At 73.2% G+C, this 15,153-nt stretch carries 12 protein-coding genes; 7 read left to right on the forward strand and 5 right to left on the reverse strand.

The window, feature by feature from the left end:
* Positions 1 to 169: 169 nt before the first annotated feature.
* The 4 genes from EAO76_RS41100 to EAO76_RS41115 form a co-directional block, all read right to left on the reverse strand.
* Complete coding sequence (locus EAO76_RS41100) at positions 170 to 922, reverse strand: aspartyl/asparaginyl beta-hydroxylase domain-containing protein (RefSeq protein ID WP_187439009.1); 753 nt, start codon at positions 920 to 922, stop codon at positions 170 to 172.
* Between the two features lie 150 nt (positions 923 to 1,072).
* Positions 1,073 to 1,477 carry a holo-ACP synthase gene (locus tag EAO76_RS41105; RefSeq protein WP_148841350.1) on the reverse strand — a complete coding sequence of 135 codons (405 nt, stop codon included), beginning with the start codon at positions 1,475 to 1,477 and terminating at the stop codon, positions 1,073 to 1,075.
* Positions 1,474 to 1,758 carry an acyl carrier protein gene (locus EAO76_RS41110; protein ID WP_148841351.1) on the reverse strand — a complete coding sequence of 95 codons (285 nt, stop codon included), beginning with the start codon at positions 1,756 to 1,758 and terminating at the stop codon, positions 1,474 to 1,476. The genes EAO76_RS41105 and EAO76_RS41110 overlap by 4 nt, the downstream gene beginning before the upstream one ends.
* Positions 1,759 to 1,812: 54 nt before the next feature.
* Positions 1,813 to 3,270 (reverse strand): AMP-binding protein, encoded by a 1,458-nt coding sequence (locus EAO76_RS41115; RefSeq protein ID WP_187439010.1) that lies wholly within the window; start codon positions 3,268 to 3,270, stop codon positions 1,813 to 1,815.
* Positions 3,271 to 3,632: 362 nt separating this feature from the next.
* Between EAO76_RS41115 and EAO76_RS41120 the strand changes: the two genes are divergently transcribed.
* The 7 genes from EAO76_RS41120 to EAO76_RS41150 all read left to right on the forward strand — a co-directional run bounded on the left by EAO76_RS41120 (position 3,633) and on the right by EAO76_RS41150 (position 10,415).
* Entirely contained in the window at positions 3,633 to 3,995 is a 363-nt protein-coding gene (locus tag EAO76_RS41120) for an acyl carrier protein (protein WP_148841353.1), read from the forward strand.
* 97 nt (positions 3,996 to 4,092) lie between these two features.
* Complete coding sequence (locus tag EAO76_RS41125) at positions 4,093 to 5,064, forward strand: ferritin-like domain-containing protein (protein WP_148841354.1); 972 nt, start codon at positions 4,093 to 4,095, stop codon at positions 5,062 to 5,064.
* Positions 5,061 to 6,701, forward strand: a complete 1,641-nt coding sequence (locus EAO76_RS41130) for an AMP-binding protein (protein WP_148841355.1) — start codon at positions 5,061 to 5,063, stop codon at positions 6,699 to 6,701. Before EAO76_RS41125 ends, EAO76_RS41130 begins: the two co-directional genes overlap by 4 nt.
* Positions 6,702 to 6,791: 90 nt before the next feature.
* Positions 6,792 to 7,055: an acyl carrier protein gene (locus EAO76_RS41135; RefSeq protein WP_222872259.1), complete on the forward strand. Its 264-nt coding sequence runs from the start codon at positions 6,792 to 6,794 to the stop codon at positions 7,053 to 7,055.
* Positions 7,056 to 7,083: 28 nt separating this feature from the next.
* Positions 7,084 to 8,100, forward strand: coding sequence for a 3-oxoacyl-[acyl-carrier-protein] synthase III C-terminal domain-containing protein (locus tag EAO76_RS41140; RefSeq protein WP_148841357.1), 1,017 nt, complete (start codon positions 7,084 to 7,086; stop codon positions 8,098 to 8,100).
* A 31-nt stretch (positions 8,101 to 8,131) separates the two neighbouring features.
* Positions 8,132 to 8,896 (forward strand): hypothetical protein, encoded by a 765-nt coding sequence (locus EAO76_RS41145; protein ID WP_148841358.1) that lies wholly within the window; start codon positions 8,132 to 8,134, stop codon positions 8,894 to 8,896.
* A 10-nt stretch (positions 8,897 to 8,906) separates the two neighbouring features.
* Positions 8,907 to 10,415: an amino acid adenylation domain-containing protein gene (locus tag EAO76_RS41150; protein WP_148841359.1), complete on the forward strand. Its 1,509-nt coding sequence runs from the start codon at positions 8,907 to 8,909 to the stop codon at positions 10,413 to 10,415.
* A 180-nt stretch (positions 10,416 to 10,595) separates the two neighbouring features.
* Here the strand turns inward: EAO76_RS41150 and EAO76_RS41155 are convergent, their stop codons facing one another.
* On the reverse strand, positions 10,596 to 15,137 hold the full coding sequence (locus EAO76_RS41155) for a type I polyketide synthase (RefSeq protein ID WP_148841360.1): 4,542 nt from the start codon (positions 15,135 to 15,137) through the stop codon (positions 10,596 to 10,598).
* Positions 15,138 to 15,153 lie beyond the last annotated feature (16 nt).

Genomic DNA, 15,153 nt, shown 5'->3' on the forward strand with positions numbered 1-15,153 from the left:
CAATCGCTTCTTCACCTTCGTCACCCGCTTCTTCTACGGCCGGCCGGTCATGCGGCGCCTCGCGGAGAGGACGGCCGCCGCCGCCTGAGGCGCGTACGGGCGACGCCCGGTGGTGGGCGGGCGCGCGCGTCCCGGTCCTCGGGGGAACCGGGCGTCGCCCGTACGCGCCTCAGGCGGCGGCGGCCGTCCTCTCCGCGAGGCGCCGCATGACCGGCCGGCCGTAGAAGAAGCGGGTGACGAAGGTGAAGAAGCGATTGACCATGTGCTGCGGTCCGGGCATCGGGCGCAGGACGTCCACGATCAGTACGACTCTCCGCTGCGCGGACGTGTTGATCACCTCGTGGTCCCAGCTGTCGTCGAAGAGCAGACTGCCCCCGGCCCGCCAGGTGTGGAAGACGTCGCGGATCCTGATGCACGGGGGATCGTCCGTCGGCACCTCGATGGCGAGGTGGTACCGGAGGTACCCGTAGTAGGGGCCCTCGTGGGCGGGAACCGACTTGCCCGGGTCCAGGACGGAGAAGCTCGCCTGGAACAGGTTGGGCACCCGCTTGAGCGCCGCGATCGTCCCGGGGCACAGGCCGGCGTTCTTCTCGGCGACCTCCCCCATGGCGTACAGGTAGAACATCCGCCAGTCGTGGGGCGTGGTCGCGGAGATGTGGCGCTGGAGCGGGTCGAGTTCATGGAAGGTCGGCATCACGGCCACGTTCTCGGCCGCCTTCAGGAATTCGCTCCGGATCTCGTGGAACGCACGGTCCAGCACGCGGAGTTCCGGAATGGTCTCGTCGATGTCGAACACGACCGGGCGCGTGTTTCCGCCCGCTGTTTTCCGGAACCAGAGGTTGAGGCGCTTCTGGAGCTGGATGACCGGGCCGGAGAGAGAGGCGAGTATTCGGTCTCCGAGTTCCCTGAAGAGTTTCGTCACCTTTTCTCCAACGTCGCACCCGATCCGAAAGCGATCACCGTCGGAACTATAGGTATTCCGGCCCGTACGGGAACCGGTGCTGGCAACAAGTCGCCAATTCGGCCGCCGCGGGCCGTTCCGCCGGATGTCGCGGCCCGGCCCGGGGCGGGGTCAGGGCGCCGCGTGCCCGTCGCACGCGCACGCGCGTTCCCCGACGGCGAAGGCGACGACCACGGTCGGCTGGTGGGAGATGGAGACCTCCACCGCGCCGAAGCCGAGTTCCTCGGCCCGGACGCGGGCGAAACGGTGCAGCAGCACACGGGGTTCCCCGCCGGGCGACGAGCGCAGCACCTCGACGTCGCGCCACTTCACCCTCCCCATGAGGCCGACGCCGAGCACCTTCGCGACGGCCTCCTTGGCGCTGAACCTTCCCGCCAGGTACTCGATGGTCCGCTCGGGCCCGTAGGCGCCGACGGGTTCGAGTTCCCGCTCCGTGAAGAGCGCGCGGACCCATCGGTCCTTCGCGGCTATGCGCTCGAACCGGGCCCTTTCGAGGACGTCCACGCCGATTCTCACGCGCCCCCTTCCGCCCGACGGGCCTCCTGGCCGTCCCCGCCCCCGTCCCGCTCGATCGCGCCGGCCAGGAGGGCGAACGACTCCCACGCGAAGACGTCCCGGGCGGTGATGCTCCAGCCGTGCCGGCCGGCGGCCAGGGAGCACATGTGCGTGGCCGCCAGCGAATCGCCGTACTCGAAGAAGTTGCTCTGCGGATCGCATTCGATCCCGAGCACCTCGTGGGCGAGGTCCAGGAGTGTGGACAGCACTTTCCCGTCCACGTGTGTGCGCTCGGTCGGCATGGGTTCCCGTCTCCTCTGTGGTTCTTCATCTGCGCCGGACGAGGTCCGGGCGGTTCAGGTGCGCAGGAACCGCTCCACTTTTCCGGAATGGGAGCGCGGCAGCGCTTCGACGACGTCGACCGTCAGGGGGATCTTGTACGGGGAGAGCCTGCCGCGGCAGTGCTCCCGCACCCCCTCGGCGTCGGGCGGGTCCCCGGGTCCGGACGGGACGACCACCGCGTGGAGGACGTCGCCCAGCAGCGGGTCGGGGCGCGTGACGACCACGGCCTCGGAGACGCCGGGGTGGGTCAGCAGCACGCCCTCGACCTCGCGCGTGCTGACGTTCGCCCCGCCCACCAGGACGATGTCGTCGAGGCGGCCCGTCAGGTACAGATAGCCGTCGTCGTCCGTGTACCCGAGGTCGCCGATGCCGAGGAAGTCGCCGTCGTCCCCGCGCAGCCGCCGGGGGCCGTCGCCCGCGGACACCTCGGTCCACTCGCTCCGCATGAACACCTCGCCGACCGCGCCCGGCGGCAGCGGCCGGCCCTCCCCGTCGGCTATCAGCACCTGGTTGGACAGGAAGGGCCTGCCCACGGTGCCCGGGTGCGCCAGCCACTCGTCGCCGTCGCAGATCGTCGTGCCCACCGCCTGGGTGGAGCTGTACGTCTCGTGCACCCGATCGCCCCCGAGCCGTGCGATCCACCGCCGCTTCACCTCCTGCGGGCAGGGCGCGGAGGTGTGCAGCATCCCGGTGAGCGACCGGCACAGAGCGTCCCAGAGGCCCTGGTTCGCATCGATCAAAGCCATTTGATGGGGTGTCAGCTGACACCATGTGGGGGCGAAGCGTTCGATCGCGGACCTCAGCGAGACCGGATCGAGCCGCCGCGGCATCACCACGTGGGCGCCGCCCCCGATGCCGGCCATGCACATCATGAGCGGTGCCGCGTGGGTGAGCGGACCGATGGAGAGCTGTACGGCACCGGGGGACCAGCCGGAGCTCCGCATGAGCCGGCGGGCGCCGGTGAGGGCCGTGCTCGGCCGCGGGGTGACCGGGAACAGGGCGGGCAGTCCCGTGGTGCCGCCGGTCGGCAGGTACCAGGTGATGCCCGGCTCCAGGCCCCGGGGCGAGAACACCGGCCGGGACGCGTCCGGCTCCAGCGCGGCGGCGAGTTCGGCCCCGCTCCACGAGAACGCCTCCTCGGCCACCGGGCCCGGCCCCGCGAAGAGGGCCCGCCGCTCCGGCTCCGTCGCCCCCGGCGGAACGATCACCGGCGTGCAGCCGAGCATCCACGACGCCAGGACGGCCCGGACGAGCCCCTCGCCGTTGGGCAGCGCGACCAGGGTGTGCCGCCCCGGCTCCAGACCGGCGGCCAGTGCGTGCCCGGCCGTCGCCGCGACCCGCTCGTACAGCTCGCCGGCCGTGTGGACGGTCCACTGCCCGGCCGCGTCCTCCACGCTGAGCACGGGGTGGTCGGGTGCCGTACGGGCCAGCGACATCAGGCGGCGCGGCTCCGTGGTCTGCAGGCGAAGCAAGGCGGTCCACCAACTCACGACTCGTTGCGGGCATTCCGGTCGGCCGGGCTCCGGAACGGGGTTCGACCGGCCGGGCTCCGGAGGCATCGGCCGGGCTCCGGAAGCAGGGTCCGCGCGTCCCGTTCCCCCGTGCCTCCGGACGGGGTCGAAGTGGAGTCACAGTAATTCTTGTGAGGGCCCGGGGAAGCGCGATGGCGATTACTCGCCATCGCGCTTCCCCGTCCCGCAGGGGCGCCCGATAATCCTGGTGCGATCTTCTTGGACGGAACCGAATTCGGGAATCCGGGCGCCTTCCGGTGCCCCTGCCCTTCGAATCGGGCCGTGGCCACGGGCACGTGCGGACGGGGAAAGAGGCATTCGGGATGAGCAGTTCAGAGGAAAAGCGGGACGAGAGCCTGGATTCCGGCACGGTCGAAACGGTCCGAGGTCTCGTCAGGAAATTCGTGGGCGAGCTCTCCCCGCTGCCGGCCTCCTCCGGCGTACGAGCCGATCTGATTCTCAGGGACGAGCTGGGATACGACTCGGTCCGGCAGGTGGAACTCACGTTCCTCCTGGAGGAGCTCTTCGGTTTCGAGTCGTTGGTCGTCGAGGAGGCGCCCTTCATGGAGACCGTGGGCGACCTGGAGGACTTCACCCTGGACATGATTTCCCGGGGGCGGGCCAGGGTTCCGTCGCAGAGCGATGTCGACCGGGTCGGAGAGCTCGTCCCGACCCGGTCGGAATGACCGGAGCGGACCGTGGGGCGACCCGCGCGGAAGGGGCCGTCCTCCGCCCGGCGGGTCCCGCGACATCGAGACGGAACACGAGAAAGGGCCCGAGGGGATGCCGGGTGTGACGGTCGCCGGTGATCCGGCGGAGACGGGCGGCGCCGACGCGCGGTTCGTATGGGACTACGGAACCACGGACGAACGCCTGCGGGACCTGTACGAGAGGGGCAAGGCGGCCCAGTGGAACGCCGTCACCGACATCGACTGGGACGCCGGTGTCGGCGTACGGAGCGGGACCGACCCCCTCCACGCCCAGTCGCCCCTGGGCCGGAGCGAGGACTGCCCGGTGCCGCAGGAGCGGTGGGGCGCCTTCCACTGGGAGTTCCACTCCTGGATGACCAGCCAGTTCCTGCACGGTGAGCAGGGTGCCCTGCTCGCGACGAGCCGGCTCGTCGCGATGGCCCCCGACATGGACACCAAGATGTTCGCGGCCGCCCAGGTCACCGACGAGGCACGCCACGTCGAGGCGTACGCGCGCTATGTCGAGCTGCTCGGCAACAGCTACGCCGTCAATCCGTCCCTCAAGCGGATGCTGGACACGGTGGTGGCCGAGAGCCGCTGGGACATCGTCTTCCTCGGCATGCAGATCATCGTCGAGGGACTGGCCCTGGCCGCCTTCAGGCTCGAACACACCCGGTCGTTCGATCCGGTCATCGCCGAACTCACCCGGCTCGTGGCCAAGGACGAGGCCCGGCACGTGGCGTTCGGCCTCCTGGCGCTCCAGGAGATCTACGGGGAGCTCACCTCCCGCGAGCGCGCCGAACGGGAGGAGTTCGTCAAGGAGGCGGCGCTGCTCATGTCCCGCAGGTTCCGGCTGGAGGAGGTCTGGGACCGGCTGGACGTGGACGTGGAGGCGGGCACCAACTACGCCTTGCGGGACCCGAAGATGATCGACTTCCGGCGGCTGATGTTCACGAAGATCGTGACCTCGCTGGCGAAGGTGGGCCTCCTGACCCCGAGCGTCCGCGCCCACCTGGAACAACTCGAACTCCTCCGTACGCTTCCGCCGAGAGCGAGGACCTCGTGACGACGCCGACCCCGCACATGCTGTCCTGGCTGGAGGCACCTCCGGCGGAGCGCGGTCTGCGCTTCTCCGACGGACACGGGACCTGGACCTCGCACTCCTACACCGACATGGCGGAACAGGTGCGCCGCAACGCCCACCGGCTCCGCCGCGCGGGCATCGGCTCCGGGGACGTGGTCCTCCTCCTCGGGCAGAACACGATCGGGTTCGTCACCTCCCTCTACGGGATCCTCCACGCCGGGGCGACCCCCGCGATCGTGGCGCCGGCCGGCCCCGACGCGATGGTGGGCCGCCTGCGGAGCGCGATCGACGCGGTGCGTCCCGCCGCCCTCCTGGCCACGGCCGACCACGCGGCGCTCCTGGAGGGCGTCGCCGGCCCGCTCGGCTGCCGGGTGCTGGCCGAGGCGCCGGACGGGCCGCTGGACGACGGCGCGTCCGAGCTGCCCGAGGTCGCGCTGATCCAGTTCAGCTCGGGTTCGACCAGCGATCCCCGCGGGGTGCAGCTTCCGTGGTCGGCGCTGAACGCCCATGTTTTCGGCATCCACGAGTGGCTGTCCGTCGACCGGGACTCCCGGGTGGTGTCGTGGCTGCCCTTCTACCACGACATGGGACTCGTGGGCTGTCTGCTGATGCCCCTGGCCGGCGGGATCTCGGCGTCGTACATGACGCCGCAGGAGTTCATCGGCCACCCGCTGCGATGGCTCCAGGAGATGTCCGGGAGCGGCGGAACGGCGTGTGCCGTCGCCGCGTTCTCGCTGGGCCACATCCTGCGGCGGGTGCGTCCGGAACAGCTGGCGGGCCTCGACCTCAGCCGCGTGCGGAGCGTGATCGTCGGCGCCGAGCGGATCGACCCGGACGTCCTGGACGCGTTCCACCGGCTCCTCGCCCCCTCCGGCCTGTCCCACGGCACCCTCCTGCCCGCCTACGGCATGGCCGAGGCGACCCTCGCCGTGACGGGCCTCAGACCCGACCCCCGCGAGATCCGCACCCGGCTGGTGGACACGGGCGCCCTGGAGATGGGCAAGCCGGTACCGGTCGCCGCCGTCGGCGAGCCCTCGGCCACCCGGATCGTCTCCTGCGGCACGCCCCTGCCCGGGATCGGCGTGGACGTCCTGGACGCCGACGGCGACCCGCTCCCCGAGGGCGTGTTCGGCGAGATCGCCGTACGCGGGTACTCGCTCGCGACGGGGTACCGGAAGGGCGGCCTCACCGCCTTCGGCGACCGGCACCGCACCGGGGACATGGGATTCGTGGTCGACGACGAGCTGTACGTGGTGGGCCGTGCCGGGGACGGCGTCAAGGAGAACGGGCGCTGGCTGTTCGCCGAGGACGTCCAGGGCCTGGCCGCCGCGGCGTCCCCCAGACCGCAGCGGACCGTCGCCCTCCTCGGCTCGCTGTCGGGGGCCAACGCGGCCGTCGTCGTCATGGAGGACTGCACCGCGGACGAGGCGTCCGGGACGGGGCGCTCCGTGGCGGCCCGGCTGCCGGGGCTGCGGGTGGTGGTCCTGCTCGTGCCGCACGGCACGCTGCGGCGCACGACGAGCGGCAAACCCCGGCGCAGGGCCATGTGGCAGGAGCTCGTGATGTCCGGCGACCTGGAATCCCGGACGGTCTGGGACTCCGCCAAGGCCGTCCCGTAACCCCTGGACCCCCGCGGGCCGGCGGACCGCCCGGCGGCGGAGCCACCGACCCGCTGAAGCAGCTCACACCCTATGGAGGGGCGAACTCCCTTGGAACGTACGGACATCGTCGAACAGATACGGGTGGCCCTGGAAACGGCGCTGGGCCGCGAGGTGGCCGAGGTGTCCGAGGACACCTCCCTCTTCGCGGACCTCGCCGTGGACTCGTCCGGTGTGCTGGAGCTGCTGCTGACCCTGGAGGACTCGGTCGGGCTGGAGGTCGACCCGGAGGCGCTGGAACCGGAGATCTTCGAAACGGTCGGCACGCTGGCCGACTACGTCGCGTCCGGTCTCGCCGGCCCGGCCCGGGGCTGATGCCGTGCCGCGCCCCGGGGAGGCCCGCATGACCCCCACCCCGCCGCCGCCGGACCCCGGACCCGGGACGGTCGGGCCCGCGGCGGTCGGGTTCTCCCGCGTCTCCGTACGCCTTCCCCGGGGCGTCGAACGAGTGGACCGCATCCTGGAGCGGGCCGGTTCCAGCCCGCTGGAGCGACGGATGTTCGCGAAGTTCCACGGCCTGCGCGACAGCCCCACCCTGGCCCCCGACGAGTCCATGGAGGACCTCCTCGTCGGGGCCGCCCGCGACGCCCTCGGAGGGCGGGGTGCCGACGTCGTCCTGTACGGACACACGCAGAGCGTGCAGGACTTCGCGTGCGCCCCCGGGTTCGCCCAGCGGCTGCGGGGCGCCCTCGGCCTGCCCGGGGCGGGGGTCTACGGGGTGTCCCAGATCAACTGCGTCTCCGTGCTGCGCGCCCTGGAGATGGCCCGCCGCTACCCCTCCCGGCCGGGCGCGCTCCCCGGCGACCGGGTCCTCGTGCTCGGCGGGGACCACGGCAGCGTCGCCGACGCGGCACGGATCGTGCCGAGCGTGACGGTCGCGGGCGACGCCGCCGCGGCCGTCGTCGTGCACGGCCCGGACGGGAACGACGTCCCCCGGTACCGCTACCTGTCGGGCGGCGCGCTGCGGGACGGCCGCTTCCACCGGAGCCTGCGGATGACGACGAAGGAGCTGGCCCTCTTCTCCCGGAGCTGCGTGGGCCACCTGGCCACCGCCCTGCGGGAGGCCACGGACCGGGCGGGCATCGGCTTCCCGGACATCGACTGGATCATGCCGGACCTGTCCAGCGCCCTGTTCTGGCGCAACTTCTGCCGGGAGACCGGCATCCGGCAGGAACGCATCTGCCTGGACCTGCTGCCGGAGCGGGGCCACAACAACGGAGTCGACGCGCTCTGCGCGCTCCAGCACGCCGACACGACCGGCCGGCTCGGCCCCGGCGACCGGGTGGCGCTCGTCGCGCTCGGGCCGGGCGCCTACTTCCAGGTCGTGATCGTCGAAGTGGCGCCGGAGTCGTCCCGATAACCGGGAATCCGCCCGGGGAGAGCACGGAACCGTGACCAAGCTGTACGTGGATCGCCTCGCGATCACAGTTCGTTCGAGCCCCCGGCTCGGGCCGACGGCCGAGCTGCACCGCACGCACCAGCGACGGCAGGTCGCGCACCTCGTCGCCGAGCGGCGCGGGGTGCCGGAGGAACGGATCAGGGCGAGGCGGCCGCTGGACGGCGAGCCCGCGGACGCCGGTGACTTCCTCGTCGTCCAGCGGACCCTGACCGCGCTCGGCTCCCCGCCCGGCCGGCCGCACACGCTCTACCTGGTGCGCTCCGGCCCGCTGCTCGACCCGATGGTGGCCCCCCTGACGGCCGCGGCCCACACCACGGGCTGGCCCGGCGACGAGGTGGGCATCAGCCACCTGGAGGAGCAGGGCGGCACGCTCGTGTTCGACCTGCTGGCCTGGGCGGTCCCCGAGGGCGACGGGGCGACGGTCGTCGTCGTCGACGACCCGGCCTATGTGGACGACACGACCGAGGACCCGGCGTTCGCCGCCGTCGGTCTGCGGCTCGCCCCCACCGGCGCCCTGCGCATCCGGGCCTGCGGCGAGGGGGAGCCCCCGGCCCCGGACACCGGGCCGTACGCGCACCGGTTCTCCGGCGCGGGCCCCTGCGACGCGTGGCTGGAGCTGTACGCGGCCCTGGAATCCGGGGCGATCGGGCGGGGCGAGAGCGCCCTGCTCCACACCGCGGGCCGGGAACGGCAGGGCTGGGTCCTCGTCGAGGCGGTCCGGCCGGACCGCCTGCGCATGACCGGTGTCCGAATCTAGGAGTGACGTGATGGCGACGGACCAATCATCCCCCCAGCGACTGCTGCACGAAGCCTTCCTGCGAAGTCTCGAACGGGACGAGGGGGCCGAGGCGTTGCGCATCGGCGCGCGGCGCGTCACGTACCGGCGCCTGCACGAACGCGCGCTGGCCCTCGCCGGCGGACTGGTGTCGGCCGCCTCGCGGCCGCTGCGCCGCGTGGGGGTGCTCGCGGCCCGCAGCGAGGACGCGTACGCGGGGCTGCTGGCCGCGCTCTACACCGGAGCGGCCGTGGTGCCGCTCAACCCGGCCTTCCCGGCGGAACGCCTCCGGTACATGGTGACCGCCGCCTCGCTCGACGGCCTGGTCGCCGACGAGCGGGGCCGCCGGTCCCTGGCCGCGCTGGACGACGTGCTGGACGGCGTCGGCGTGGTGACGGAACCCGCCGGCCCCGCCCTGGCGGAACCGGTCCCCTCCTCGCCGGAGGACATCGCGTACGTCCTGTTCACCTCCGGGTCCAGCGGGCGGCCCAAGGGCGTGCCGGTGCCGCACGCGAGCGTGGTCGCGTACCTGCGCCACATCCGCGACCGGTACGCCTTCACCTCCGACGACGTGTTCTCCCAGACGTACGACCTGACCTTCGACCTCGCCATGTTCGACCTCTTCGTCGGATGGGGCAGCGGCGGCACCGTGGTCAGCGTGCCGTCGCACGCCTATGTGTCCCTCCCCGAGTTCGTCGCCAGGCACGGCATCACCGTCTGGTTCTCCACCCCCCGGATGATCTCCCTGGCCCGCCAGGCCCGGGGCATGGTGCCCGACTCCTTCCCGAGCCTGCGGTGGAGCCTGTTCTGCGGCGAGCCCCTGCTGGTGGCGGACGCGGCCCAGTGGCAGGACGCCGCGCCGCGCTCACGCCTGGAGAACCTCTACGGCCCGACCGAGCTGACCATCTCGTGCACCGCGCACCGCTTCGACCCGGGGACGTCGCCGGGGCGGGCGGTGAACGGCATCGTCCCCATCGGGACCATCCACCCGGACCACCGGTACCTGCTGCTCGGCGCGGACGAGGACGGCGACGGCACCGGCGAACTGTGCGTGACCGGGGACCAGATGTTCCCCGGCTACCTCGACCCGTCCGACGACGCCGACCGCTTCGTGGAGCACGACGGGGAGCGCTGGTACCGGACGGGCGACCTGGTCCGGCACGTCGAGGGCGGCGAACTGGCCTACATCGGACGGCGCGACCACCAGGTCAGCATCGGCGGCGTACGGGTGGAGCTGGCGGAGATCGAGTCCGGGCTGCGCCGCCTGCCCGGGGTGCGGGAGGCCGTCGCGGTGGCCGCGGCCGGCCGGCTGGTGGCGTTCTGCGTGGGGGAGGAGCACCCGAGCTCCGTCCTCCTGGCGGAACTGGGGTCCTTCCTCCCCCGCTACATGGTTCCGCGGCACTTCGAGTACCTCGACGAGCTGCCGCTCAACGCCAACCGCAAGACCGACCGCCTCGCGCTCTCCGCCCGCGCGCACGCCCTCCTGGGGACGGGCGCCTGAGCGACGGGCGGCCGCCCGCACGGGACGCGCGGAGGGCCGGCGCCGGCCCCGGCCCGGGGCCGGCGCACGACGGAGCGGGGACGCGCACGACGAAGGGGCACGACCGCCGGCCCGGCGGTCGTGCCCCTTCTGTTCCGGCCCCTCCCGGACGGGGGGCCGCGGTGACGACGGGACGGTTCCTCAGGAACGCACGCCCTGGCCGTCCCGGGCCTCGATGACGGCCTCGATGGCGGCGGCGGTCGCGCGCAGGGTGCGCCACTGGAAGATCTCCGCCATGGAGAGTTCCACCCGGAAGAGTTCCGACATGCGCAGGACCAGCCGGACGGCGACGATGGAACTGCCGCCCAGCTCCTGGAAGTCGTCGTCCAGTCCGATCCGTTCCACGCCCACCGCCTGCTGCCACAGCGAGGCCAGCGCCTTCTCGACATCGCTCCTCGGCGGGGCGTAGGACGTCTCCACCTGCCGCTTGCCGAGGGAGGCCGCGGGCAGCGCGGGGCCGCCGGCCGCCGCGGTCGCGACCCGGTCCGCCTGCCGCGCGCGCCTGCGCAGCCCGCCGGGGCTCACGATCACCTGCGGACCCGAGCGGGCCGCCAGGATCGTACGCAGGATTCCGGCGCCCTCGCCGGAGGTGAGAGCGCCCTCGCCGTAGGCATCCAGCACGTGCTTCGAGCGCAGGGCCATGCCGGTCTCCGACCACTGCGGCCAGTTGATCGAGACCACGTGGCGGCCGGTGCCCCATCGGGTCTGGGCATAGGCGTCGAGAAAGGCGTTCGCCCCGGCGTAGTCGGACTGGCCGTAGTCGCCGGTGACGGCCGCGATGGACGAGTACAGCACGAGGAGACCGGGCCGGAACACGCGGTCGAGGACGTAGGTGCCGTGGATCTTCGGCGCGACGACCCGGTCGATCGCCTCCGGGGAACGCAACCCGATGAGACCGCCCCCCGCGACGCCCGCGAGGTGGAAGACGCCGGACACCCGGCCGAAGGCGTGCATCACCTCCGCGCGGATCGCGCGCATCCGCGCCTCGTCCGCGACGTCGCCGGCGCACACCATCACCTGGCCGCCGGCCTCCTCCATCGCGAGGACCGCCCGGATGCGCCGGACGAGCGTCTCGTCCGGGGATTCCTCGACGAGCCGGGCCCACTGCGCGCGGGGCGGCAGTCCGGACCGTCCCACCAGCACCAGCCGGGCCCGTACGAGCTCCGCCAGTTGTGCGGCGAGCTCCAGGCCGAGGCCGCCGAGACCGCCCGTGACGAGGTAGACGCCCCGCTCCTCCAGGACGGCCGGCACGCCCTCCCCGCCGGCCGGCTCGATCCGGGCGTGGGCGGCCTTCCACCGCTTGCGCCCGCGGTACGCCACTTCCCGTTCGCCCGCCCCCGACACGAGCTCCCGGAACAGCTGGCCGGCGACGACGCCGGCGTCCCCCGTCCCGACGTCGATGCCCCGCACCACGAGGGAGGGCATCTCGCGGGGCGCGGTCCTGACCAGCCCGCGCACGGCGGCCTTCACCGGATGCACGTCGCCCGTGCCGAGGACGTCCTGCATGCCGCGGGTCACGACGGAGAACCGCGAACCGTCCGCGAGAGCCCGGCCGGCGAACTGCCCCAGCGCCGCGGACAGGCTGTACAGACCCTGGTCGAGAAGGGCGCGGACGGTGGCCTGCTCCGTGCGCGCGGGCCGGTCCCCCAGGAGCCAGGCGTGCACGACGTGGAGCCGGGAGTGCCCGGCCTCCAGGACGTCGGTGATCAGCCGTGCGTGGTCGGACGCCTCCCGGGGGCGGACGGTGTAGCGCCCGTCCCCCGTCCGCGAGAACTCCCTGCCGGGGCTCACGACGACGACGTCCCGGGACGACTCCCGGGCCAGCCGGAGCAGTCCGGCGGCCGTGGCGTCGCCCGGCGGGGCGAACACGATCCACGCGTCGGTCCCGTCCGCGGCGTTCCCACCGGTCCCGTTCCCGTCCGCGGCGTTCGCGTCGGGTGCGGGCGGGAGCACCGTCTCGGTCCAGGTGGGGACGTGGAACGGACCGCCGTCCCCGGCCGCGGGCGCGTCCGCCGCACCGCTCTCGGGCACGGCGGGATCCACCCAGAACCGTTCGCGGTCGTAGGGGTACGTCGGGGCGTGGACCCGGCCGCGTTCCTCGTGGGACCAGTAGCGGTCCCACCGCACGGGCACGCCGTGCGACCACAGCGTGCCGATGCCCTCCAGCAGCACCCGCGCGTCGTCCCGTTCGTCCCGGCCGCCGCCGAGCAGCGGGGCGACCACGGCCGGTGCCGTTTCCTCCTTCGCCAGCTCGGCGATCAGGTTCGTCAGGGCGTGCCCGGGGCCGACCTCCGCGAAGGCGTACCCGCCGTCCGCGAGCAGCACCCGCGCGGCGTCCGAGAACCGGACGCACGCGCGGACGTGGCGCGTCCAGTACGCCGGGTCCGTGGCCTGGTCCGCGGTGATCCAGTCGCCCGTCACGGTCGACACGAAGGGGATCGCGGGCGGCCGGAGCCGCACCCGGTCGACCCGCTCGCGGAACTCCTCCAGGACGGGCTCCATCATCCCGGAGTGGAAGGCGTGCGAGGTGCGCAGCCGGGTGGTGCCGACGCCCCGGCGGGACAGGGAATCGCACAGGTCCTCGACGGCCCCGGTCGGGCCGGAGACCACGCAGATGCCCGGGGCGTTGACGGCCGCGACGTCCACGCCGGTGGTCAGCAGGGGCCGGAGCTCGGCCTCCGGGAGGAAGACCGCCGCCATGGAACCGGACGGCAGCGACTCCACCAGCGCCCCCCGGTCGGCGACCAGCCGCAGCGCGTCGTCGACCTCCATCACGCCCGCCAGGGCCGCCGCGACGTACTCCCCGATGCTGTGGCCCAGCATCGCGCCGGGCTCCAGGCCCCAGGACCGCAGGAGGCAGGCGAGCGCGTACTCGACCGAGAAGAGGGCCGGCTGGGTGACCGACGTGCGGTCGATCCGGTCGCGGGCGTCCGCGTCGTCGGCGAACAGGACCTCTCCGAGGTCCAGTCCGTGCGACGCGCGGAGCACGTCCGCGCACCGGTCGATCGCGGCGGCGAACCCGGGCTCCTGGGCGTAGAGGTCCCGCGCCATGCCCGGGTACTGGGAGCCCTGGCCGGGCAGCACGTAGGCGAGCTTCGGCGCGCGACCGCGGGGAACCGCGTGCGCGGCGGCGCTCAGCCGCCGGTCGCGCACCTGCCGCGCGGCGTCGTCCCGCGTGCCGACCACCAGGGCGTGCCGCAGCGCGTGGTCGGCGCGGCCCTCGGTGAGGGTGTACGAGATGTCGGCGAGGGAGTCGCCGGTCCCGCTCAGGTACGTGTCGAACCGGTCCTCCAGGGCCGCGACGGCGGTGGCCGTGCGGGCCGAGAAGGGGAGCAGGTGGTACGGGCGCCGCGACGGCGGCCGGGGGGCGGCCGCGGGCGGCTGCTCCAGGATCACGTGCGCGTTGGTGCCGCCCACCCCGAAGGAGCTCACGCCCGCCCTGCGGGGGGTGCGGGACTCCTCCCACGCCGTCGTCCCGGCCACGACGTGGAAGGGGCCGCCGTCGAAGTCGATGCGGGGGTTGGGCCGGTCGAAGTTCAGGCTGGCGGGGACGATTCCCTCCCGCACCATGTGCACGGCCTTGATCAGGCCGCAGATCCCGGCGGCCGCCCCGAGGTGTCCCACGTTCCCCTTGACCGAGCCCAGGCCGCAGTCCCGGCCGCCCGAACGCCCGGCGCCGTAGGCGCGGTTGAGCGCCGCGACCTCGATGGGGTCGCCCACCAGGGTGCCCGTGCCGTGTGCCTCGACGTAGCCGACCGACCGCGGATCGATGTCCGCGCGGCGCAGGGCGGCCGCCACGACCTCGGCCTGGCCGTTCTCGTCCGGCGACGTGTAACCGGCCTTGCCGGAACCGTCGTTGTTGATCGCCGAGCCGAGGACGAGGGCGTGGACGGTGTCCCGGTCGGCGACGGCCCGGCTCAGCCGCTTCAGGACCACGACGCCGGCCCCGGCCCCGAACACGGTCCCCGACGCCTTGGCGTCGAAGGGCCGGACGACCCCGTCGGCGGCCAGGAACCCCGCGCCCTCGCTGTACCGGTAGCCGACGGTCGCCGGGACGGGGATCTCCACGCCGCCGGCGAGGGCCATGTCGCACTCGTCGTTCAGCAGGGCCGAGCACGCCATGTGCACCGTGACGAGGGAGGTCGAGCAGGCGGTCACGCTGTGGACGGAGGGGCCGCGCAGCCCCAGCCGGAAGGAGACGTTCGTCGCCATGAAGTCGGGGTGGTTGGCGAGGCGGGCGCGCGCCTCGCCGAGCGCCGTCATGAACTGCGGGTTGGCGCGGACGTGGGAGCCGAGGTAGTCGTTGCTCCGCGCGCCGGAGTACATGCCGATGCGGCCCGGGTGGGTGGCCGGGTCGTACCCCGCGTCCTGGAGGGCCGTGTGGCAGATCTCCAGCAGGACCCGGAACTGCGGGTCCATGGCCTCGGCCTCGCGCGGGGTGATGCCGAACAGGGCGGGTTCGAAGAGGTCGAAGCCGTCGAGCAGCGGGGCGATCCGGACGTAGTCGGGGTCCGTCAGGTACTGCTCCGCCACCCCGGAGTCACGCAGCTGCCGGTCGGTCAGTTCGGTCAGCGACGCGACGCCGGCCCGCAGATTGCTCCAGAACCCGGCCAGGTCACCGGCGCCGGGGAACCTGCCCGCCATTCCGACGACGGCGATCGGTTCTGCTTTTCCGCCTGTCACAGCGCCCCACTTCTCA

Source organism: Streptomyces sp. sk2.1 (assembly GCF_008120935.1).
Lineage (GTDB): Bacteria > Actinomycetota > Actinomycetes > Streptomycetales > Streptomycetaceae > Streptomyces.